Source organism: Streptomyces corchorusii (genome assembly GCF_001514055.1).
Classification (GTDB): domain Bacteria; phylum Actinomycetota; class Actinomycetes; order Streptomycetales; family Streptomycetaceae; genus Streptomyces; species Streptomyces olivaceoviridis.
In genome coordinates this window covers 20,761-42,355 of record NZ_KQ948372.1, presented here as the reverse complement: position 1 = coordinate 42,355, position 21,595 = coordinate 20,761, and the positions used below count along the sequence as shown (strand labels likewise).

17 protein-coding genes and 2 pseudogenes are annotated in these 21,595 nt (G+C 67.9%); 9 read left to right on the top strand and 10 right to left on the bottom strand.

Going from position 1 to position 21,595, the window contains the following annotated elements; all coding sequences use genetic code 11:
• Positions 1-4 precede the first annotated feature (4 nt).
• Positions 5-553, bottom strand: coding sequence for an RNA polymerase sigma factor (locus tag AQJ11_RS38985; protein ID WP_059266515.1), 549 nt, complete (start codon positions 551-553; stop codon positions 5-7).
• A 319-nt stretch (positions 554-872) separates the two neighbouring features.
• A complete protein-coding gene (locus AQJ11_RS38980) occupies positions 873-2,444 on the bottom strand; it encodes a protein kinase domain-containing protein (RefSeq protein ID WP_059266514.1) in 1,572 nt (523 codons plus the stop codon).
• A gap of 327 nt (positions 2,445-2,771) precedes the next feature.
• Here AQJ11_RS38980 and AQJ11_RS38975 point away from each other — a divergent pair, with 327 nt between their 5' ends.
• Positions 2,772-3,872, top strand: a complete 1,101-nt coding sequence (locus AQJ11_RS38975) for a S8 family serine peptidase (protein WP_159061774.1) — start codon at positions 2,772-2,774, stop codon at positions 3,870-3,872.
• Between the two features lie 150 nt (positions 3,873-4,022).
• Here AQJ11_RS38975 and AQJ11_RS49490 read toward each other — a convergent pair whose 3' ends face one another.
• Positions 4,023-4,952: a hypothetical protein gene (locus tag AQJ11_RS49490; RefSeq protein ID WP_159061773.1), complete on the bottom strand. Its 930-nt coding sequence runs from the start codon at positions 4,950-4,952 to the stop codon at positions 4,023-4,025.
• A 37-nt stretch (positions 4,953-4,989) separates the two neighbouring features.
• Here AQJ11_RS49490 and AQJ11_RS49485 point away from each other — a divergent pair, with 37 nt between their 5' ends.
• The 3 genes from AQJ11_RS49485 to AQJ11_RS38955 all read left to right on the top strand — a co-directional run bounded on the left by AQJ11_RS49485 (position 4,990) and on the right by AQJ11_RS38955 (position 9,745).
• Positions 4,990-5,367 carry an RICIN domain-containing protein gene (locus AQJ11_RS49485; protein WP_159061772.1) on the top strand — a complete coding sequence of 126 codons (378 nt, stop codon included), beginning with the start codon at positions 4,990-4,992 and terminating at the stop codon, positions 5,365-5,367.
• A 106-nt stretch (positions 5,368-5,473) separates the two neighbouring features.
• Entirely contained in the window at positions 5,474-8,935 is a 3,462-nt protein-coding gene (locus AQJ11_RS38960; protein WP_059266510.1) for a right-handed parallel beta-helix repeat-containing protein, read from the top strand.
• A gap of 195 nt (positions 8,936-9,130) precedes the next feature.
• Positions 9,131-9,745 (top strand): helix-turn-helix transcriptional regulator, encoded by a 615-nt coding sequence (locus tag AQJ11_RS38955; RefSeq protein ID WP_059266509.1) that lies wholly within the window; start codon positions 9,131-9,133, stop codon positions 9,743-9,745.
• A 189-nt stretch (positions 9,746-9,934) separates the two neighbouring features.
• Here the strand turns inward: AQJ11_RS38955 and AQJ11_RS38950 are convergent, their stop codons facing one another.
• Both AQJ11_RS38950 and AQJ11_RS38945 read right to left on the bottom strand, forming a co-directional pair.
• Positions 9,935-10,729 (bottom strand): SDR family oxidoreductase, encoded by a 795-nt coding sequence (locus AQJ11_RS38950; protein ID WP_063807741.1) that lies wholly within the window; start codon positions 10,727-10,729, stop codon positions 9,935-9,937.
• A gap of 553 nt (positions 10,730-11,282) precedes the next feature.
• Positions 11,283-11,501: a hypothetical protein gene (locus AQJ11_RS38945; protein WP_159061771.1), complete on the bottom strand. Its 219-nt coding sequence runs from the start codon at positions 11,499-11,501 to the stop codon at positions 11,283-11,285.
• A 403-nt stretch (positions 11,502-11,904) separates the two neighbouring features.
• Between AQJ11_RS38945 and dacB the strand changes: the two genes are divergently transcribed.
• The 4 genes from dacB to AQJ11_RS49480 all read left to right on the top strand — a co-directional run bounded on the left by dacB (position 11,905) and on the right by AQJ11_RS49480 (position 16,130).
• Positions 11,905-13,206: a D-alanyl-D-alanine carboxypeptidase/D-alanyl-D-alanine endopeptidase gene (gene dacB / locus AQJ11_RS38940; RefSeq protein WP_059266507.1), complete on the top strand. Its 1,302-nt coding sequence runs from the start codon at positions 11,905-11,907 to the stop codon at positions 13,204-13,206.
• A 413-nt stretch (positions 13,207-13,619) separates the two neighbouring features.
• Positions 13,620-15,224, top strand: a complete 1,605-nt coding sequence (locus AQJ11_RS38935) for an ABC transporter substrate-binding protein (RefSeq protein WP_059266563.1) — start codon at positions 13,620-13,622, stop codon at positions 15,222-15,224.
• Positions 15,225-15,315: 91 nt separating this feature from the next.
• Entirely contained in the window at positions 15,316-15,444 is a 129-nt protein-coding gene (locus AQJ11_RS52270) for a hypothetical protein (protein ID WP_279616975.1), read from the top strand.
• On the top strand, positions 15,441-16,130 hold the full coding sequence (locus AQJ11_RS49480) for a phosphatase PAP2 family protein (protein ID WP_159061770.1): 690 nt from the start codon (positions 15,441-15,443) through the stop codon (positions 16,128-16,130). Before AQJ11_RS52270 ends, AQJ11_RS49480 begins: the two co-directional genes overlap by 4 nt.
• A 286-nt stretch (positions 16,131-16,416) precedes the next feature.
• Here AQJ11_RS49480 and AQJ11_RS38925 read toward each other — a convergent pair whose 3' ends face one another.
• The 3 genes and pseudogenes from AQJ11_RS38925 to AQJ11_RS38920 all read right to left on the bottom strand — a co-directional run bounded on the left by AQJ11_RS38925 (position 16,417) and on the right by AQJ11_RS38920 (position 17,899).
• Positions 16,417-16,944, bottom strand: coding sequence for a transposase (locus tag AQJ11_RS38925; RefSeq protein WP_059266505.1), 528 nt, complete (start codon positions 16,942-16,944; stop codon positions 16,417-16,419).
• A 479-nt stretch (positions 16,945-17,423) separates the two neighbouring features.
• Positions 17,424-17,540: pseudogene (locus AQJ11_RS48745) on the bottom strand (IS481 family transposase); the annotation flags it as partial.
• Between the two features lie 14 nt (positions 17,541-17,554).
• Positions 17,555-17,899, bottom strand: coding sequence for a hypothetical protein (locus tag AQJ11_RS38920; RefSeq protein ID WP_059266504.1), 345 nt, complete (start codon positions 17,897-17,899; stop codon positions 17,555-17,557).
• Between the two features lie 373 nt (positions 17,900-18,272).
• Between AQJ11_RS38920 and AQJ11_RS52535 the strand changes: the two are divergent.
• Positions 18,273-19,123: pseudogene (locus AQJ11_RS52535) on the top strand (transposase).
• Between the two features lie 743 nt (positions 19,124-19,866).
• Here AQJ11_RS52535 and AQJ11_RS38910 read toward each other — a convergent pair.
• Complete coding sequence (locus AQJ11_RS38910; protein ID WP_059266503.1) at positions 19,867-20,160, bottom strand: WhiB family transcriptional regulator; 294 nt, start codon at positions 20,158-20,160, stop codon at positions 19,867-19,869.
• A 529-nt stretch (positions 20,161-20,689) separates the two neighbouring features.
• Entirely contained in the window at positions 20,690-21,043 is a 354-nt protein-coding gene (locus AQJ11_RS38905) for an antibiotic biosynthesis monooxygenase family protein (protein WP_059266502.1), read from the bottom strand.
• Between the last annotated feature and the right edge of the window lie 552 nt (positions 21,044-21,595).

The window sequence follows — 21,595 nt, the reverse complement described above, 5'->3', positions numbered from 1 at the left end:
GTCGTCACGGCCCGGCCTGCAACCACTGCCGTACGTACTGGCGACCCGTGTGCAGACGGGATTTGACGGTGCCCAGCGGCAGACCCGTACGCTCGGCGATCTCGGCGTACTCCATCTGGCACAGGTCGCGGTACACCAACGGCGCCACGAGCGCCGGATGCTCTCGTTCCAGCCTTTCGAGGGCGTCCAGCAGATCGAGCCGCGAGCCCGCGATCACACTCGTGGTACGCGGATCGGGGCGGTGCACGTCCACCGCAGGCAGCGGCTGTTCGGCCGTCCGCCGTTTCAGCTCTCGGTACTTCTGACGGGCGGCGTTGGCGACCACGGTGTGCAGCCAGGTGCTGAACAGACTGCGCCCCTCGAAAGTGTCGATCTTCCGGGCCACGTGCAACAGCACATCCTGGGCCGACTCTTCCGCGTCCTCCCGGTTGGGCAGGAAGCGACCGCACCGGCGCAGCACCTCGGGCCTGATCCTCTGGAGGAGGGTCTCCAGAACCTGCTGATCGCCCTTCGCGGCTCGCTGGGCGAGGGCTTCTGTGTCGTAGGGGAGCATGGAACAACTTCCTGTCGGTGAGCGGATGTTGCGGCGCGGAGAACGGGGACGACCGAGGGGCGGGCCGAGGTGACGACATCTCGGGCGGCGAAGGGCCGAACGGGCAGACCCGGTTTCCTCTCCGGGCCCCGCACGGGTGGCTGAGCGCCTGTGGAGCGCGTCGGCGCCTAGAGTCCTGCACAACCCCCCATGCCTTACGACACCGGAGACGATCGACGCGATGAGCACCACCGGCGAGCACCATCGCGCAAGCCGGTGTCACACGCGTCCTGTCGTCCGTGTCTGGCGTCCGCGTTACCCACTTCTTCCCGGCCTGGCGTCAATGCGCCGTGCTGGCCGACCAGACGACCTGGTCGTTGTGGAGGATGTTGACACTGCCGTCGGCACCGAGGCACAGGAGCGCTCCGTCGTGGTTGTAACTGCCGGAGTGCCACTGCGGCACCTCGTCGGGGTCGAAGACGACAAGGTTGCCGTCGCCCTGGAAGAAGGCCCGGTAGCCATTTCCGGAGGTACCCGAAGACCAGCGGCGCCGGTTGTTCTCGTCGTAGATCACCAGGTTCCCGTCCGTCTGCATCACCATGCGGGTGCGGTTGGTGCTCCAGGCCTGCCCGGTGAGCAGCCAGGTGTTCGGCTGGACGCACGTTGTCGTCCACTGGGGAGCGGAAGTCTCCTGCCGGGGGGAAGCGGCGGACGGCTCGGCACGCGGCTCGTCGACGGCCGGTCCGGCCCCTGGAGTCCGGCGAACGGTGCCGACGGCGTCCGATGTCCGGCCGGCCTTCGGTGAGGCTGCGGGAACGAACGAGGCACTGGGCCCGGCAGCGGCGGAACTGCGGGGGCCGGGGGACGCCGTCGCGCGGGGCGAGGGCGGCCGGGAGAGCTCGCCGCGGGGTGCGTGGTTCTCGCCGGCAGCTGCCACGTCCGGAGGGCTCGTCGTGTCGAGCCGCATCCAGCCGGTCAGTGCCGCGGTGGCCACGGCCACCACGCCCGCGCCGAGTGCGAGCCGCCGGCCGAGGGCCCTGTTCCCGGGCCCACCGGGGCCGGCCGTCCTGTTCCAGGGCCGCCGCCCGGCGCCCGGCAGGGCACCCGCCTGCTGCGCATACTCGGCAGCTGCGGCGTCGAGTTCGTCTGCGAACGCCGTGGCACTGGGCCAGCGCCTGTCGCGGTCCCGTTGCAGAGCCCGCACCACCGCCCGGTTCGCGCGGTCGGGAACGCCCTCACGGAGCCGGCCGGGCGCGGTGACCTTGTCCGGCGCCGCGGGAACGGCCCCGGTGAGCAGATGGTGGGTGAGCGCGCCCAGCCCGTAGACGTCGGCGCGCTCGTCGACACCGTCCTGCGGGTCGGCGAGTTCCGGGGCCATGTAACCGGCCGAACCCGCCACCATGGTGAGCCCGGAGGCGTTGGCCAGGCTCTTGGCCAGGCCCAGGTCCGCCACCAGCACCCGGTCGGTACCTCCGCCGTGACGGGAGGCGAGCAGCAGGTTCGACGGTTTGATGTCCCGGTGGAGGATGCCCGCCTCATGCAGCACGGCCACGGCGCGAGCGGCCTCCGCCGCCAATCGCAGCGCCTCCTCGACGGGCAGCGGCCCGCTCGCCAGACGATCCTCGAAAGTGCCGCCGTCGGCATACTCCATGACGAAGTAGGGGCGTTCGTCGTCGAGTTCACCGATGTCGTAGATCTGCACCACGCGTGGGGAAGCCGCCTTGCGCAACAACTGGGCCTCGGTGAGGAAGCGCTGGCACAAATCCATGCGCCGGGCCCAGTTGTCGGCCATGACTTTCACGGCGACGGGTGCCTCCAGGCGCTCGTCGTGGGCCATCCAGACGATGCCGAAGGCACCGACACCCAGCGGCTTCTCCAGCCGGTAGCGGCCGATGTTCTCGGAAAGCTGCATGGCTCCATGATGCGTGAATAACATGGTGTGCATTATGTGCCACCATAATGTTGGTGCGATAGCCAGTCGACGGGCAGCAGCGGGACACGCGTTCACCACCGCATGCTCCGGATCACCCGGGGGACACCGGCCGATCGTCCGCACATCCGCATCCCGCCGAGGCCGAGCACCCGTGAGCTGCCTCGGCGGCCCTCACCGGAGGACTCCGTAGTGCGCACATGGAGACAGAGAGCAGCGGTCGCCGTCAGCTGTGCGACCCTCCTCGCGGCAGGCGGCGTCGCAACGGCACAGGCGGCCCAGCCCCCTGCCTCGTCGGCCTCGAACACAGTGCCCCAGGTACCTGAATGGCTCGACCAGAACAAGGGCTGCACCCACCCGTCGAAACGGACTGTCGCCAAAACCCCCTGGGCGCAGCAGGCTCTCGGGCTGCGCCGGGCCCAGGAACTCAGCCTCGGAGACGGCGTGACCGTGGGGATCGTGGGCACCGGTGTGGACGGTGGTGTCCCATCGCTCGCGGGCCGGGTCTCGGGTGACGGCAAGAACGACTGCGTGGGCCATGGCACCTTCGCCGCCGGCCTCGTCGCCGCCGCTCCGGAAGAGGGCGTGGGCTTCGTCGGGGTCGCGCCGCACGCGCGGATCCTCGGGGTGCGCGCCACCACGGAGAAGGGAATGACGGACGCGGACTCGATCGCCGCCGCAATCACCACCGCGGTCGACGGCGGCTGTGACGTCGTACTGGTCTCGGTGCCGTACGGCAGGTCGAGCAAGCGGCTGGCTTCGGCCGTCGAACACGCGGCGAAGAACGACGTGGTGCTCGTGGCTCCCGCCGCTGGCGGTGAGCAGAGCAGTGCCCCCGCCTATCCCGGCGCCCTGCCCGGCGTCGTCGGCGTCGGCTCGGTCGGGGCGGACGGCGCCCCGTATCCGTCCGGGCGTAAGCCGACGCCGTCCCCGCCCGATCTGGTGGCCCCCGGCGACCGGCTGATCAGCGTCGGTCCGGGGGGTGGCCACTTCACCGCGAGCGGTGACTCGGTGGCCGCGGCGTATGTGGCCGGTACGGCTGCGCTGGTGCGCGCGTACGACCCGTCGCTGCACGCGAGCGACGTCGTGGAGCGCCTCCAGGGAACGGCCGTGCGGCCCTCGGGGTCCGTGCCGGGTCCGCTGTCCGGGTACGGCATGATCGACCCGGTGGCGGCGGTATCTGGCGTGTCCGTGGCCTCCGAACAAGCCCGGGGCACGACGGTCCGTCCCTATCGCGCCCCGGAGCCGGAACCCACCGTCTCGGCACTGTCGGCATGGGGGGTGGCAGGCGGTGCGGCCGTGGTGATCGCGCTGGCGGCGGCACTGGTCGTGGTGGTGCCGCGCGGGCGGGCCCGGGGCTGGCGGCCGGGAGCCCCGATGAGGGAGCCGGATGCCGCGAAACACGGCTGATCCCTTTCAGGCCCCGCAGCGGGACCGATGAGGAACGATGGCGCCAGGACCGGCAGGTGCCCGCGGAGCCACTGTTACGTTGGGGTGCGGCAAGGCGGTCACCACGACGGGCTCCGTCACTCGATGTCCCCGCAGGACAGCACTGTGCGTTCAGGTCACACCGCCGCGCACCGTACGGTCCACCGCAGGGCCGGGGTCCCAGTCCCCTTGTCGCCATGGGCGGGCATACCCCTGCCCGGTCCTCTCGTGTGCACCCTGTCGACCGGCGACCTGTTGGGACCCGCACCGACCTTGCAGTCCGACGTCGAAGAGGACAGAGCACGCGATGAGTGAACCCACGGCGACGCCCGCCGAGTACGGCAGGGGTTCAGCTGCAGCAAGGCCAGGAGGGCCGGCCGGTCCGCACAGCGCCGGTACGTCGATCGCCACGTCCGCCCCGACTCCGGCTGCCGCCGCTCCGCAGCCGCCCACGTCGGCCACCTCGTCGGGCGCCGGTCCGGCGCTGGCTGCGGCGACCACGAGCCTCGCAGAAACCGGCATCGGCATCTCGTCGCCGGCGGCCGACCCGGACTTGTCGACGGCGCCCACTGCCACGGCCGGCAATCCGCCCGTGCCTCCGTCCAGTTCCGCCTCCCCCGATCCCGGCTCCCATGACAAGGGCCGGACGGGCCGGATGTCTCCTGGAGTGCTGGCCGGCGCGGCACTCGCCGGACTGCTGCTGGTGGCCACGCCGTTCGTGCTGGCCCAACTGTCCCGGAACTCATCACCGGACCACCGCACCAAGGCCAGCGGGCCGCGCGAGCTGGAGATCACGCCGGACAACGCGGATCCTGGGTTCATACCGGTCCCGGCGGCCAGTTCAGGCGTTCCGCACGCACAGACCCTTGCGCCTGACGTCCCCCGCTCGAGCGGGAAGCCGGGACGGGCCGGCGCCGGCAGGGCCGGGGCGGCACCGTCGGGCACCCCGGCCCCGTCGGCGGGCACCAGGAGTGCCGCGAAGCCGACTACGAAGTCCGCGGCGGCGTCGGGCACGAAATCCGCCGCGAGCGCGAACGACAACAGCAGCCGTACGTCGGCCACCCAGAGGCCGCCCTCCCCCGCCCCACAGCCCGCGAAGGTGGAACTCGTCAGCAAGTTGAACGACAAATGCCTGGATGCCACCGACAGCAACTTCACGCCAGGAAACCCCGTCCAGATGTGGACGTGCCTCCAGCGCGGCGACCAGTACTGGCAGTTCTACCCGGACGGCACCCTGCGGGCGGGCGGACTGTGCGTAACCAGTGAGTCGACCTCGAACGCGAACGGATCGCCGATCCACTTGGAGCGGTGCGACAACCGCCCGCAGCAGCAGTGGGTGCTCGGCAAGGGCGAGAACATCGTCAACCCGGCCTCCGACAAATGCCTCGAGATCGTGGACGTCAACCGCAACGACAGGGCGCGTCTGCAGCTGTGGTCATGCAACGGCCAGACGCACCAGAAGTGGTACAGGCGCTGAAGCCGGCGCCTCGTCGGATCCACAGCTGAGCCGCCCTCTCGACCCGGGCCCCGCCCGGTCACCCCAGGACTCCCGCGCCGTCGCGGACCGGAAAGGAGAACGCCCCATGACCCGGCAAGTAGTGGCCGTCGATCCGGACGGCACAGGGGGTCACGCGTCCATCGCGGACGCCGTGCGGGCCGCGAGCAGTGGTGCCCTCATCACCGTGGCCCCTGGCCGGTACAGCGAAGCGCTGGTGCTGTCGGACGTGGTCACCATCGTGGCCACGGAGGGCCGGGGTTCGGTGGAGATCGCCCCCCGGTCCGGTACCGCGGTGACGGTCACCGCGGAGGCGGTCAAGCTCACTGGGCTGGTGATCAGGGGCAGTGACGAGAAGGTGCCCGCGGTCGACGTGCCGGCGGGCCAGCTCGAACTGGACGACTGCGAGATCAGCGCCGTCTCCTGGACCGCCGTACTGGCCAGGCACTCCGGTGCGCTGGCCATGCGGGACAGCAGGATCACCAATGACACCGGCGCGGGGATCGTGGTGACCAGCGAGGGCGAGAGCATCGTCGAGGACTGCGTACTGGAGGACCTGGGGGCGTCCGGCCTGGTGATCGGCGAGCGTGGCAACCCCCTGGTCCGGCGCTGCACGGTGCGGGACGCCGCGGGCAACGGGGTGTTCGCCAGCGGTGAGGCACGCGGCCGGATCGAGGACTGCGACATCTCCAAGACGGAGAAGCCGGGCATCGCGCTGGAGGACAGCAGTTCCACCGTCGTCGTGCGGACCCAGGTGCATCAGGTCGGTGTTGTAGGGATCCTCATCTCCAGCCGCAATCGCGTCCAGGTGGAGGACTGCTCGGTGCGGGATGCGGCCGGGCACGGGCTGGTGGTGACCAGCGACGCGGAGCCGCTCGTGCGCAGGCTGCGGGTCACGGCTGCAGGACAGCAGGGTCTGAGGCTCTGCGACAAGTCGCGGGGCCGGTACGAGGACTGCGAGGTGCTCGATCCCGCCGAGGCCGGGCTCTGGGTCGGCGGTACGGCGTCCCCGGTCGTCACCGGACTGACGGTGCGCGGCGGCGACGGGGACGGAGCGCACCTGACCGACGACTCGACGCCGGAGCTGGACCAACTGCACATCAGCGGACCGTCCGGCACCGGGGTCCGGGCCGACGAGAGCTCCAACCCGCTGGTACGGCGGACCACGGTCGCGGACTGCGACGGGCAGGGCCTGGAGATCGGTGACGGCGCCCGGGGACGCTACGAGGACGTGGAGATCACCGAGGTCGGCAAGTCCGGGGTGCGGCTGACGGGTTCGGCCCATGCGCTGCTGCATGCCGTCCTCGTCCGGGAGCCGGGGGACAACGGCATTTCGGTCGGCGGGGGGGCCACCGCGACCCTGCGGGATTGCGACACCTTCCGTCCCCGGAACCACGGCCTCTCGGTCGCCGCGGGCGCCAAGGTGACGGTGAGCCGGTCCCGGTTCCACGGCTCCGGCCGCGCCGGCGTCATGATGGCGGCGGGCAGCTCCGGCACGCTCACCGACTGCGAGGCCTTCGACAACTCCGGTGACGGCATCCTGCTGCACACGATGGAACGCGTCGTCATCAGGAAGTCCGCGGTCTTCGACAACGGGCGCAGCGGGCTGCATCGCACGGTGATGAGCGAGAACACCGTCCTGGAGGAGTTGCTCAGCCGGTCCAACCGCACGCCGGACGTCCACGGGGAGCCCGAGGTGAGCCTCGGAACACCCACGGCCGACGTGGCGACACCGCTGCAGGAGCGGATCGAGATGGTGCCGGCCGACCAACGAGCGGACACCGCGGACGGCGATGGCACCACCCGCCCGGACGGAATGGAGATCGCGGCGGGGCCGAGGACGGACGGCACCTCAGCGGACAGCGGCGCCCGGGGCGAACGGAAGAAGAAGGGCAAGTCGACACCGCTGGAGGAACTGGAGTCGCTGATCGGCCTGGAGTCGGTCAAGCACGAGGTGAAGACCCTGGTGAGCCTGAACCAGATGGCGCGCCGCCGCGCCGAGATGGGCATGTCGGCACCGCCGATGAGCCGCCACATGGTTTTCGCCGGCCCACCCGGTACCGGCAAGACCACCGTGGCCCGGCTCTACGGCAGCCTGCTGGCCGAGATGGAGGTGCTGCGGTACGGGCACATCGTCGAGGTGGCGCGGCAGGACCTGGTCGCCCAGGTCATCGGCGGTACAGCGATCAAGACCACGGAAGCCTTCGAGAAGGCCCGTGGCGGAGTGCTGTTCATCGACGAGGCCTACACGCTGACCTCGCAGTCGGACGGTGGCGGCGGTGCCGACTTCGGCAGGGAAGCCGTGGACACTCTGGTGAAGCTGATGGAGGACCACCGCGACGACACCGTGGTGATCGTCGCCGGATACTCCGTCGAGATGCGGCGATTCCTGGCCACCAACCCGGGTCTGGGATCACGCTTCAACCGCACCATCGAGTTCCCGAACTACACGGTGGACGAGCTGGTGACCATCTTGGAGCACATCTGCGGCCGGCACCAGTACGAGCTGGGGCCGGGTACCCGGGAGGCCCTCACCTCGTACTTCGAGAACATGAAGCGGGACGACACCTTCGGCAACGGGCGTACCGCGCGCAAGGTCTTCGAGGAGATGGTCGACCGCCAGGCGTTCCGCCTCGCCGGGGAGACGGACGTGACGCCCTCCGACATGGTGCGCCTGATGCCCGAGGACCTCGGCGAGAACGCGCCCGGAAGCGCCGACGACGGTGAGGCGGGCCGTGGAGAGCTCGACATGCTGCTCGCCGAACTCGACGCCATGGTCGGGCTCGAACAGGCCAAGGAGTCCGTGGCCTCCCTGGTGCATCTGGTCGCCAACACCCGCCGTCGCGCGGCTGCCGGCCTGCCCACGGCGGCACTCAGTCATCACGCCGTCTTCTCCGGCGCCCCCGGAACCGGCAAGACGACCGTGGCCCGGTTGTACGGGCGGCTGCTGGCCGCCCTCGGCGTGCTCTCCAGCGGCCAGGTCGTCGAAGCGGCCCGCGCCGACCTGGTCGGGCGTTATGTCGGCCACACCGCCCAGATGACCAGCGACGCCTTCGACCGGGCGCGCGGCGGTGTGCTGTTCATCGACGAGGCCTACACCCTCACTCCCGGTGGAGGCGAACGCGCCGGCAACGATTTCGGCCAGGAGGCCGTCGACACCCTGGTGAAGTTGATGGAGGACCACCGCGACGACGTCGTGGTGATCGCCGCCGGGTACACCAGGGAGATGGCCGGGTTCCTGGCGTCCAACCCGGGGCTCGCCTCACGCTTCTCCCACCAGATCGAGTTTCACGACTACTCGGCCGACGACCTCGTCGTCATCATCGAGCGCATGGCCGAGTCCAGCGGCTATACCTGCGCCCCAGAGCTCATCGAGCGGATCCGCGAGCACTACGCGACGCTGCCGCGCGACGGCTCCTTCGGCAACGCCCGCGACGCCCGCAAACTCTTCGAGTCCATGGTCACCCGTCAGGCGTTCCGGCTCAGTAAGTCCGTCTCGCCGACCCTCGACGAACTGCGCCGGCTGCTCCCGGAAGACCTGGTGGTCTGACCGGGCGGCTCGCCGACACCACCGCTTCACACTGACGTATGTTGTGACACTAATCTCTCGTTGGGAACCGAACTTTCTTCCCACGGTGTGCATCGAAGAAGGGTGGCCGAACCGACCGGCGTTCGGCTGCCCTTCACTGCTGTCTCTCACACGCCCCGTGCACGGGAGCAGCCGACATACCGAGGACGAAAGAAGATGAGCAAGCCGCACGTAGCGGTACAGTCCACGGACCCGATCACCCGGTGCGGCCTGGAGCACGCACTGGAGCGCAGCCCGCAGCTCCTGCTGACTGCAGTCGAGGAGGCCGATGTCGTAGTGGTGGCGCTCGACACCGTGGATGCCGCGGCCCTTGAGACCTTGCAGGCACTGAAGCCCGGCGAGGACGCCCGATTCGTCGTGGTCGCATCCCGGGGCTGGTACGTCGATCCGACCCTCGCCGTCGAGTGCGGTGTCAGGGCTGTGCTCTGGCGGGAGGAAGCGAACGCCAATGCCCTGGTGCGCGCGGTGGCCATGGTGGCCGCCGGACAGGCATGGCTGCCGCCGTCGGTCCAGGGACGGCTGCTCGATCAGGTTGAGCACGTGCAACGTGAAGTGTTGCGCCCGCGGGGCTTGACTTCCTCTGGTTTGACCGGCCGGGAGATAGACGTCCTGCGCATGCTCTCAGAGGGCCTGGATCTGGCGGAGATCGCCCAGAAGATGAGCTACTCCGAACGCACCATCAAAAAGATCATTTCCTCCGTCACCACGCGCCTCCAACTGCGCAACCGCGTCCACGCGGTGACCTACGCGATCCGGGCCGGGCTGATCTGACCGTACCGGCCCGCGTCGCGGCCGGCCCCGGAAAGTGACCCGGGCGCCACAGCTTCGGGGGATCGTGTGGCGCCCGGGCCGCACCCGCAGGGTTGAGGAGTTGCGGGTGCGGCGTTCTGAACGCACCACGTGACCGTGTCGAACCGGCGTTCAGAACGTCTGACCAAATACTATCAAAAGTTGGTTCAGTTACACAACGTGTGACAATGAGGAGTCTGTGTCCGTCCTGGCCCGGCCGCAGCGGAGCGGGCGTTCCTTGCACCAGTCCTCGTAGCGCGTAGCCCAGGTCTCCACACCGGGGTCTCCAGTGAGCACGTCCGCGGGGATGCCGGCGAACGGTCCGGCCGTCTCGTCCGTGACCACGGCCAGGCCGCTCCGTCCCGCCAGGGTGATCTCTCCCAACCGGTCCAGACGGTGGACCTCGGGCCCCGCGATACGGCGCACACCCTGGAGCGGATCGTTTTCCACCACCGCCGCCAAGGCCAGGGCCGTGTCGGAGGCCGCGATAGGACGCACCCGGGTGGACGGCAGACGTGCCTGTCCGTCCCGAACGGCCAGGCCGGTGATCAGTTCGACGAACTCGAAGTAGAGCCCGGTCCGTACCACGCTGTAGGGCAGGCCGCTGTCCCGCACGGCCCGTTCCTGGGCGAGCTTGGCGCGGCAACAGCCCTTGTCCGGCAGATTGTCGACACCGAGCGACGAGAGGATCACCAGATGACGCACGCCCGCTCTCACCGCGGCCTCTGTCAGATGCCCCGTCGACCGGGTGACGTACCGCATGGCCGTGTCGGCGTCCCAGACCGGAGCGTTGGAGACGTCCACGACCACGTCCGCCCCGCCGAGGAGCTCATCAAGCCCTTCGCCGGTGAAGGCGTCGACTCCGGTGCCGGGGAACCCCGACCGCGCATCGTGACCGTGGTCCCTCAGGATGTCGACCAGGGGCGAACGGATCAGCCCGGTACCGCCGACAACCACAACTCTCATCACGCTCTCCGTCCACCGCCGCCTCCGGCCAATGCAAGGCCGATCCGTCCTGGCCCGGCGGTCATCGCACCGGGAACAGGTCGCTCAGGGATGATCTCGCGGTTCGGCACGGCCGGGAGCGCTCGCGTCGGATGGGGAACCTTGGGGACCACATGAGGGTCCAAGAGAGCGCCGGGAAGGGTACGTTATGGAACGGAACTCGCCTGGACGGCGTACGAGCCCGTCATCGGGGGCCCCAGCGTGGCACCACCGCGACGCCGCGCTGCGGCGTGATGCCGGCCTCTGCGAAACAAACCCGATCGTCAGGCGCAGGAGAGGCGTCACGTTCGCGCTGCACACGGGCATCAACAAGTACCAACGCCTGCGCATCGCCTGGGAACGGCGTGACGACACGCGCGAGCAGACCCGAAAGGGAATCATGTCCAGCCCCAATGGGCTTGCCTGTGGCGCTTGTTGCGCAACAAGCCCTCGGAGGTGAGGGCCGCCCACCTGGGCCGAAGACCCAGGTGGGCAGTCTCTTATGCGGCGGGCGCCGTGGAAGGCGTGGGCCGGATCAGCCCTCCACGAGCCACCAGCCGTCGCCGTCGATCCACAGGCAGCGAGTGCCCGGCTCGTGGTGTGCCTCGACGGCGCAGGCGATACCGCCGCCAGGCCCGAACGGCTTGATGAAGAGGGTCTGAGAAGACGCAGATGCCGAGGTCGCGGTTACACCGGCCAGCGCAAGCCCTATGAGACCGGCAGTAGCCACCCGTCGGCCGAATCGTCCGAACATCAATAACTCCTTCTGTGTGCTGTCAGGACTTCAGCGAGGAAGATGGTGTCAGCACGCGTCGCAAGAAGCAACGTGGGTCGACAAGTTTGAGCACACGGTTGCTCGACGGTGGGGCGAAAAGGCGGCGGACGGTGGTGGCCGCGGTGCCGGCCGACGGCGTCCACAGCGACATCGGTCTGACCCGTGGTCACTCGTCGCAGACCACCGCTCCGACCTGCTTGTTCCTCACCGCACTCGGGTCGGGACGCCTCCACGGCGGAACGAGATGGCGGCGCCCCGCTCCCCCGTCGCCCTCAGCACGAAGGCCCGTCACACAACAGTCGTTCACAACATCATGCTATGAACTGCGATCCAATGACCTAGCCTTGACCCTCGACCGCTAGCAGTGAAACGGAGTCACACCTTGTCCAGTGCCAGCACGGCCGGAGGCCGTCACCGCAAACCCAAGTCCGTGAGCCCGGCGGTGCGCCGCACGCTCATCGTCGCTGCGGCCGCCCCGGTGGCAGGAGCACTGTTCACGGCACCGTCCGCGTTCGCGGCCGACCAGCTCACCCCGACAGAGCAACGGATCTCGGACAACCTCGACACCCGAGTCGTCGACGAGCGGATCGGCTCCACCTTCAGCGGTGTCGTGCTCGACGCCGAGTCGGACACCGTCATCTGGAGCCATGACGCGCAGACGGCGCTGATGCCCGCTTCCAACACAAAACTCGCCACCGCCACCGCCGCGTTGACCGTGCTGGGACCCGATCACCGGTTCACCACCAAGGTCGTCTACGACAACGGCACACTCACGATCATCGGTGGCGGCGACCGCACTCTGACGACCGATGACATCGCGGCCCTTGCCAAGGACGCGGCCGCGGGGTTGAGGAGCGCAGGCCTCAACACGGTGAAGGTCCGCATCGACGACAGCCTCTTCCCCGAGCCGGAGCTCGCCCCCGGGTGGACACAGAACTACTACGACGACCAGGTCGCGCCCGTCCGGGCCCTGTCATTGAACGGCAGCCTCAACACGGACACAGGGATCGAAGCGGGTGAGGCGTTCGCCCGGCAACTCAGTGAGCAGGGCATCACGGTCGAGGGGGGTGTCACCCGTGGTCAGGCCGGCCCGGGTACCGTTCCTGTCGCCGAGCACGCCTCCGAGGCACTGTCGTCGGTCGTCAAGCAAATGCTCAAGAAGAGCGACAACTCCATCGCGGAGGCGTTGCTGCGGGCGACCGCCTTGGGCTCCGGACGACCGGCCACCTTCGATGGCGGTGTCGAGGCGGTGCGCACCGTGCTGAGCGAGCGATACGGGGTATCGATGGACAACTTCGTCATTCGCGATGGCAGCGGGCTCTCCCGCGACAACCGTATCCCCGCGCAGACCATCGCCGACATCCTCGACAACGTCACCGAACCCGCCAACCGGGACGTACTGAGGTCCATCGATGAGGGCCTGCCTGTCGCGGGCGAGGCGGGAAGCACTCTTGGTCCCGAGTGGGGCCGCTTCGACACCGCGGACTCCAAGTGTGCCGTGGGCGAGGTCAAGGCCAAGACGGGCACACTGACGGGCGCCGCGGCACTCAGTGGCCTGACGAAGGGCGAAGACGGCCGCTGGCGGGTGTTCGCTTTCGTGGACAATGACTCTCCCGCCGCAGCGGCCGACGTCAAGGACGCTCTCGACGGCCTCGCCGCGACAGTCAACGGCTGCTGGGCGTAGTGCCCGTGGGCCGGGGCCGAAGGCTGGTCGGCAAGGCCCGATGGCGCCCGCCCTCCAGGCGGGTCGCCTGACGGCAGCGAACACCGCCCGTACCGTAGTGCGGATGTCGGGTGCGGGCGGCGTACGAGCAGGCCAGGCACCGCTCGGAGCGCAGGATGACCTCGACTCCCGGCGCGGCCTGCGCGGATCCGCGCTTCTCCTGTCGCTCAGCGGCCGATCGAACTCGTTCCCACTACTTACGTGATCACGGAAGCCACGGCTACTCCTGCCGCACTGCGCTGTGTCTGCGCGCGTGCCGAGAGAACCGCGAGCCTTCCGTGGTTCTTGCCTGCACCTGTGCCGCGGCAACCGCACACGAGTGTCCAGGCGCCGCAACATGGTGATCCTCGAACATGCTCTGGAGAGACATCCGGATGAATCGCAAGACCTTGGCGCTGGCGGCGATAGCCGGCGCCCTCACTCCTGTCCTTGCCGCGTGCGGAGGATCGGATGGAGAGGGGAAGGACGGCGGCACCGTCGTCGTGGGTACCACTGACCGGTTCACCGCCACCAAGGAAGAACCGGCGCCACTTGACCCGGCGTACACATATGACACCAACGCCTGGAACCTGTTGCGTCAAACCGTCCAGACCCTGATGACACAGCCCAGAGGCGATGGCTTGCCAGTGCCGGAGGCGGCTCGGAGCTGCTCCTTCACTGACAAGGGAAATGAGAGGTACGTCTGCGAGCTGCGAGACGGACTGAAGTTTGCCGATGGTAGCGACGTGACTGCTGCTGACGTGAAGTACTCCATCGAGCGCTCCCTCGGCATCAGTGCCGAAACAGGTGTCGCCAGCTTGCTGAACACGATCGACACCATCGAGACGCAGGGCACTCGCAGCATCGTTTTCCATCTCAAGACCGCTGATGCCACATTCCCGTACAAACTCGCCACACCAGTGGCGGGCATCGTCAATCCGAAGAAGTACGCGAAGGACAAGTTGCGTAACGGCTTCCAGGTCGACGGTTCCGGTCCTTACACCTTCAAGGCTGCCGTGAAGGACAACACGGTCACCAGCGTCACCTATGTCAGGAACCCCCTCTACAAGGGAAGCCTGAAGGTGAACAACAGCCAGGTGGATATGAGAGTTTTCGAAGACGCTGACGCCATGGGCTCAGCGATCGAGGAAGGCGACATCGATGTCATGACACGAACCATGTCGCCCTCTCAGATCCAGAAACTGGACACCAGCTCCGACGACAGCGTCCACCTGGTCGAGATGCCCGGCCTTGAGATCCGTTATCTCGGGTTCGACACCCACGCTCCCACCGTGAGGACCAAGGCCGTCCGCCAGGCCATGGCGCAGGTCATCGACCGTTACGCGTTGGTCTCAAAGGTCTACGGAACTCAGGCTGATCCGCTGTACTCACTGGTTCCGGCCGGTGTCGTCGGCCACTCCAACGCATTCTTCAACAAATATGGCAACCCGAGCGTCGACAGGGCCAGGGGCCTGCTGAACGCGGCTGGCATCAAAACGCCGGTGAAGTTCACCCTGCACTACACCACCGACCACTACGGGACCGCCACCAAGCAGGAGTTCGAGGTGCTGCGAAAGCAACTCAACGACAGTCGCCTGTTCGACGTCACCCTGCAGGGTCACCCTTGGGAGACATTCCGGCCCGCCGAACAGAAGGGTGAATACGACGTCTATGGAATGGGTTGGTTTCCTGATTTCCCCGACCCGGACAACTTCCTCGCCCCATTCCTGGACAAGAACAACATCCTGGGGTCGCCGTACTCCAACACCACCATCCAGAAGACGTTGATTCCGCAGTCGCGCCGCATGCAGGACCGGCTGGAGGCAGCGCGCAGCTTGACCCGAATCCAGGACACTGTCGCCGAGGACGTGCCCGTTCTGCCGCTTTGGCAAGGCAAGCAATACATCGCTGCTCGGGACGACATCACGGGCTCCGAGTATGCCCTCAACTCCTCGTCCGTGCTCTGCCTGTGGGAGCTCAGCCACGGAGTGAGCCAGTGACAGACGGGCACGGATGTCGGAGGCCCGGCATATCGGCCTGTACCCGTGACGCTTTGCCCGGCTGACGGGAGAGCCACTCATCCTTTGCCGTGTGTACGGCGACTGGGATCTGCCCAACAAGATCGACGTGCCCAAGCAGTCGCCCGGGCCTGCGATTCCGCCTCACCTGCGCCACGTCGCCGAGCTCGACCGTGCCCGAACGCTGGAGACGACACAGTGAACGGCCCGCTCCATTACCCACACGCTTGCGCCGGCCAACTGCCGGTCATCGGCTGGCACACCACGAGTACCGTCACGGGACTCGGCTGGGGCATGCTGGTCGCCCTGTTCTGCGGCGGCATCCCCATCGCCGTCATCATGCTCGGTGTGAAGCGAGGTCACTGGATTGACAACCACGTGCGAGTCCGTGAGCAGCGTGCCGTGCCCCTCATGGCCACGATGGCGTCGGTAATGACCGGCACATCTCTGCTTGTCGTCCTCGGTGCGCCCCACGAGGTGTTCGCTCTCGTCGTAGCCATGCTCGTCGGCCTCGTCATCGCCATGGCGGTGACCGTCTGGTGGAAGGTATCGATCCACACCGCCATTGCCCCGGGAGTCGTCATCGTCCTGTTTGTCGCGTACGGCACACTTATGGCTCTGCTGGTACCCGGCGTCGCAGCCGTGGGCTGGTCCCGAGTCGTACTTCATGACCACACCATCACCCGGACAGTGGCAGGAGGCCTGCTCGGAGGGGTCGTTGCCACATCGCGCGAATCGGTGGCCGCCACCGCAGATCCGCCCGGCCGAACCTCCCCGCCACGCGATCGAACACCGAATCCAACTCAGCGGCCCCAACTGCGACTTCAGCCATCCCCTCCATACCAGGACAACGACAATTGTCGGCTCAGGACACGAACCACTGCTTGATTATGAGGCGCGCACGCACAGTCAGAGCCTCGGCGTCCCAGGCGAAGGCGAGTCCACCGTGGTGCTTGTCCAGGACGAGTCCCTCGGACGTAACCCGGAGGGTTGGTGCGGCCATATCGCCGGTCGGCTGCTCATGACGACTTACGGCAACCACCGTTGCGGTACAGGGGTGTAGGGGCGGATGCGGATGCGGGTGCTTCATCGTTCGTGTCGCTCCTACGATGATTGCGTGACAGCAGCCCGAAGCGCCATCGGTGCCGCTCTCTAGTTCCTAGTGCTGGGTTCCTCAAAGGATGTACACATATCGGCGGCGTAAGCGCCTGGTGGGTGGGGCGGGTCTGCCCCATATCCAGGGGCGCGCTCGGGCGTTGAGCTGGGATGTCGCCTGGCGGGTGGCGTGTTCGATCTCGGCTGGTCCCGCGAAGGACTGGCCGGCGAGGGCGGCCTTCCGGGAGATGCGCCACCAGCCCTCCTGGAGTTTGAGCCAGCAGGCGCCGACAGGGATGAACACGTGCCGGATTCTGGGGTGATCCTCCAGCCAGGTGCGGGTGGACAGGCTGTTGTGCGAGGACGGGTTGTCGGTGACGACGTAGATGTCCCCGACCGGATCGGCTGCCTCGATCTTCTGAAGAAACTGCTGGTAGAAGACGCTGTTGCGGGAGGATGCGGCCATCGTGACTTCCTGTCCGTCCCGCACGCGTAAGGCGCTGTAGACCCAGGTCTTCTCCGGCCCGCGACCGTAGTCGACCTCGGCCTTGATCCGGTGGCCGTCCGGCGACCAGCCCGGCGCCGGCGGGAACGTTCTGGGGATCACCGGTCCGAGCTCGTCGGCGCAGACGACCGTCGTGCCTTCGGGCGGGCAGGTATAGAACTCGATGATCCTCGTCCTTTTCCCTCGAAGTCCGGGTCCTTCGAGCGGATCCAGGACCGGGTGCGACGCCAGCGCACCCCCTCGGCCAGCAGGATCCGGCGGACCTGGCTGCGGCCGATATCGATACCCAGCCGGCGGGCCTCGACGGTCAGGGTGTCAAGGGTCCACTCCGACGGCCCGCACTCGTGCGCCTCGTCTGCGATGGTCGGAACTCGCTGTCCAGTCCAGCTCAGCTCGACCATCCGCGCCCGCAGCACCAGGTCACGCGGCGCCTTACGCGCTTGCGACAGCCGACGCACGACCCGCTGCTCGTTCTCATCACGGCTCGGCCGTGCCCGTAACACCACCGTCCAGCACCCGCCCCCGAGCACCCGAAACACCCCGCCACCCGGACATATACCCAGCGAAAGAGGAATCCAGCACTAGGTGTGCTGTTCGGACAGGTTGGTGACGCGGCTGGCTGGTGGTTGGCCGCTGATGCCGGTGTGGGGTCGGTGGTAGTTGTACCAGTGAAGCCAGTCGGGGAACGCTGCGCGGCGCAGGCGCGGACCGCTCAGTCCATGGTCGCGAGAACCAGGGATACACACAGGATGAGCACAACCCCGGCGAGCAAGGTCAACGCTACGCAGGCCTTTCTACGCAACCGTGTGTAGCGTTCGGTATGACGTGCTTCCATCATCGCAATCTGATCCGTGACGTGGTCTGCGATCGTACGGGATGCCCTGATCTGTTCCTCGACGTACCACCACTCGATGTCCGCCCTCTGCCCCTCACTGAGTCCGGGCACACGGGCTGCGAAGTCGGCCGCGCGGTCTTGGGCGGCCCGGCGGTAGGCGTCCCAGTACAGGTAGTCCTCCAGGTCCGTCAGACCACGCATGACCTCGTCCTTCGCATCCATGGTGTGCTCCAGCCATAGGTGTGCCACGTAACGCCCACGGCGGCGGGGGCCAATGCGGCCTGCCGTCTATACGGTCGCGGGCGGGCGGGCATGTGCCAGATAGTGTCAGGTACCCATCGTATCCCTCGTTCGCGAGGGGCGGCCGGCTGCGGCACGCCTTATGGACCGTCACACCAGTCATTCGTACTGCGCTACACGAAGCTGGGTCGTTCCGGCGATGCGCGGCGGAACAGCCTGGCCTCACAACAGTGTTACTACATGTTGCGTCGCTTGTGGAGGGCGCCGCGCCTCAATGGATCACCCGAAGGCGTGAAGCACTCCGCATCGACGCTGTGCCCGGACTTACAGCGGCTAACACAATGTTCTTGCGTGCTTGGTCGAAGAGTTGGCCGAGCCGTGGCAGGCCGGGCTCGAGGGTCGTCGCCATGCTGCACGAGGCGGGTCCCGTAAGCGGGCTGAAGGTGCCGGCGCCCGCCACCAGCTGGTGTTCGTCGACCGGCTGGTGGCCACACTGATCCACCTGCGGCACGACCTGCCGCACTCGGTGCTGGGGCTGCTGTTTGGTGTCGACCGTTCCACCGTCACCCGGGCGATCGGAGAGGTTCGCACGCTCCTGGCGGAGCGGGGGTGCGCGGTCCCCTACCGTCCCGGCCTGCGGCTTCGAACGCTGACGGATGTCTTTGCCCACGCCCAGGCCGAAGGCGTGTCGAGCTGCGGCTGGACGCCACCGAGATCCAGGTCCGCAGGCCACCGGCCGGCCGCGGCGAACGACGCGCGTTCGTCTCGGGCAAGAAGAAGCAGAACACCATGAAGGCCACCGTCGTCGCCGACGATCAAGGCCGCACGTTATGGGCCGACGCCATGCGACCTGGGCGCATGCACGACGCCACGGCCGCCCGCAACACGGGCATCGCCATCTGCTTCCAGCACTTCCCCGACGTCGAGGTCCTCCTGGACGACGGCTACCTCGGCCTGAGCCGCGACCACCGCGGGCAAGCGATCACACCACCCGGAAAACCCCGCCCGGGAGCACTGCCCAGCAGAGTCGAACAGTGGGAACGCGACCGCCACGAACACTCCTCCGACCGCATCACCGTCGAACACGCCCTCGCCGACCACAAACGCTGGAAGCAACTGACGCGCTGGACCCATCGCCGCGACCGCCTGCCCGACACCTACCGCGCCATCGCCGGCCTCGTCTCCGACCGCACGGCCAACATCTGAAGACGGCTGTGAGCAAGGCAAACACATCTCACCCGCTATCACGCACCAACTCGTTACACGGTCACCGTCCCTTACGACACCGCCCACGTCGACAGCGCTACACGTCGCCAGTGGTGCAGGAGGCGGTCGTGCACACCACCGCCGACGAGGGCCCCCGGGTGCGGGTGCGGCTCGACGGCCTGGCCGCCGCCGAGCCGCACCCGTATCGGTGAGTCTTCACGATTGGTGCCAGCCGAACCCTGTCTGTCTCGGCGGGCATCTGTGTCGAAGGTGCGGCACTCGACGCCATGGCCGGTGTCGTCGGGCAGCAGAACGGGGCCCTCGATCTCGGCACGCGGCGCGGCGTGACCGGCCGGGCCGGTGCTGCGCCCGGTGCCCTGCACAGGGCGTGCCTGATGCCGTGCCCAGGAGCGTCTGCACAGGCTGGGGCGCGACCCTGCATCCGTTGTGAGCATTCACCCAGTACGACTCGCTGAAGGCAATCCGAAAGCCGGGAGCGCACGGTGCTTGAGAGATACGTGGAGGTGCGTGGGTGCGCAGAGGGGACAAGCCTGCTTTCGCAAGCGACCCTGGACGATGTCGTTGCGTCACCGCACAGTATCCACAGGGTGTACGCGACAGGTACGCTCTCAGGGCCTTTCCAGGTTCCTCCGGAGGCACGGCGTGGGTTTCGGGTAAGGCAGTCCCCGGCAGTTCTTGCCACTTGCTCACCGGTCTCAGCCGGCTGGCTCACATGGACCGAATCAGCTGGCGTCCTGGTCGACGTCCCGGCGGCCCGAACCGGAAATGTCCTGGCGTTCACCTGCGGTCATCCCACCCCACACGCCGTACGGCTCCTTGTTGTGAAGGGCCATCGCGGCGCACTCCTCGATGACCTCGCACCGGTCGCAGATCCGGCGCGCCTGTTCCTCCCGCCGACGGCGCCGGTGGCCCCTCTCCCCTTGAGGGGGGAAGAAGACGGCGCTGTTCATCCCACGGCAGGCGGCACGTTCCTGCCATTCCCAGTCGTTCAGCAGCGGCACCAGTTTCGTTCGCATTCCTTTTCCTCCTCCTTCCGCCCCCGTAGGGCCCGGACGTGCGTGACGGTTATGTGAGAACTTTGAGTCCCCGCCCCGGCTGCGAAGACCCTGTCCGGTCCGGGGCGGGAAGCGTGGGCCCGACGGCCCGTGGAGCGAATGGCTCGGCGTCGGCGGCGGAGGGCCATGTCGCCCTATCTCCCCGTCCCGTTCAAGGCGTGTGAAGAACCGGAAATGCCCCTGCTTGAGACGCCGCGCACTGCTCCGGGCAACCAGGATCGGCGTCGACGCACAGAACGGGTCGCAGTGTGGCCGAGGCGTACCAGGCCCTTCCCGAGCCAGGAGGCAGTTCCGATGTGGTCGGCATTAGGCAGGAGTACACCAGGTGCGTGCCCCGGAGGGCTTGCGCTGGCTTGGGTCACCTCCTGGACGGCAGCAGGTGATGTCCCCCGGGCGACCTGGACATCGGCGAGCGAGCACGGCGCCGGTCTCGCATGAGCATGGGTCATAGGTCATTGCCGGCTGCGGGTGCGGACGGCAATCGCCGCGGTCAGGAGGGATGGAGTTCCACAACGACGCGGTAGCTGGCAGGTTCTGAGGTGATGTGAAGGCCCGGGTCGTCGAACATGCGCTGCAGTGAGGCATGCCACTCGGGGTTGCCGGTGGCCTTGTCGAGCGCGGTGCCTGAGGCCCACTCGGCGATGTGGACGAACTGCGCCTCGGGGCCGTCGGCGAGTGGCCTGTGCAGGCGGGAGCGGACGAAGCCAGGCTGTGTCGACATGATCCGGGCGTTCTCCTGATACACCTCGACGAAATAGTCGGCTTCACCCGTCGGCACGGTGTAGCGCTTGATGACAGTGACCGGCCCGTCGATGCCGGTCTTCGATTCCAGGGATTGGCTCATGCCCACAGTGACCGACGATGCCACTCGTTTGTGACCATCTGTCGGCTGTTGATGTCAGGCGCCCGCATCGAGCGTCATCGCGTAAGAGCTTCCACCCGACCCTCGACAAGGTCGCCCGAGCCCGGTCTCATGCCCCCGCGCGCCCTGGTCGAGAAGCGTCACGCCTTGGAGGACGCCGGCCCGGCGTGTGTTGAGACGACGGGAGACAAGCGCGAAGCTGTCGGTGACAGCAACTTCGACTGTCGGCGCACCTTGATGGCAGGGAGGATGCCAAGGCCTCCTTCAAGGCCGGGTGTGGCACGCGAGCTTCGCCGCCACCTCGGCTGATCCTCGGCGGCCGTGCGCCCACGATGTCCGAGGGAAGCCATCGCGCTGGGCTTGCTCGTGCCTCCACAGTCGGTGCGGAAACTCAAGCCCGCCTGGGCGAACGTCGACATGCCCCGCGAAGGCCTCACGACCTTGGTGTCGGGCCAAGGCCCGCCCCTTCTGCAGCTGGGTGATGCCGCGCTCGACTCGGTTTCCTCGTAAGGCGTGTGCCCGGCGCCGACGCGG

Bases quoted from the DNA above. Each gene is read 5' to 3' on its own strand.
- AQJ11_RS38905 (WP_059266502.1), bottom strand. From the start codon at position 21,043: ATGAGCCAATCCCTGGAATCGAAGACCGGCATCGACGGGCCGGTCACT.
- AQJ11_RS38950 (WP_063807741.1), bottom strand. From the start codon at position 10,729: ATGAGAGTTGTGGTTGTCGGCGGTACCGGGCTGATCCGTTCGCCCCTG.
- AQJ11_RS38920 (WP_059266504.1), bottom strand. From the start codon at position 17,899: ATGGATGCGAAGGACGAGGTCATGCGTGGTCTGACGGACCTGGAGGAC.
- AQJ11_RS38935 (WP_059266563.1), top strand. From the start codon at position 13,620: ATGAATCGCAAGACCTTGGCGCTGGCGGCGATAGCCGGCGCCCTCACT.
- AQJ11_RS38955 (WP_059266509.1), top strand. From the start codon at position 9,131: ATGAGCAAGCCGCACGTAGCGGTACAGTCCACGGACCCGATCACCCGG.
- AQJ11_RS38985 (WP_059266515.1), bottom strand. From the start codon at position 553: ATGCTCCCCTACGACACAGAAGCCCTCGCCCAGCGAGCCGCGAAGGGC.
- AQJ11_RS38960 (WP_059266510.1), top strand. From the start codon at position 5,474: ATGACCCGGCAAGTAGTGGCCGTCGATCCGGACGGCACAGGGGGTCAC.
- AQJ11_RS38910 (WP_059266503.1), bottom strand. From the start codon at position 20,160: ATGCGAACGAAACTGGTGCCGCTGCTGAACGACTGGGAATGGCAGGAA.
- AQJ11_RS38980 (WP_059266514.1), bottom strand. From the start codon at position 2,444: ATGCAGCTTTCCGAGAACATCGGCCGCTACCGGCTGGAGAAGCCGCTG.
- AQJ11_RS38945 (WP_159061771.1), bottom strand. From the start codon at position 11,501: ATGTTCGGACGATTCGGCCGACGGGTGGCTACTGCCGGTCTCATAGGG.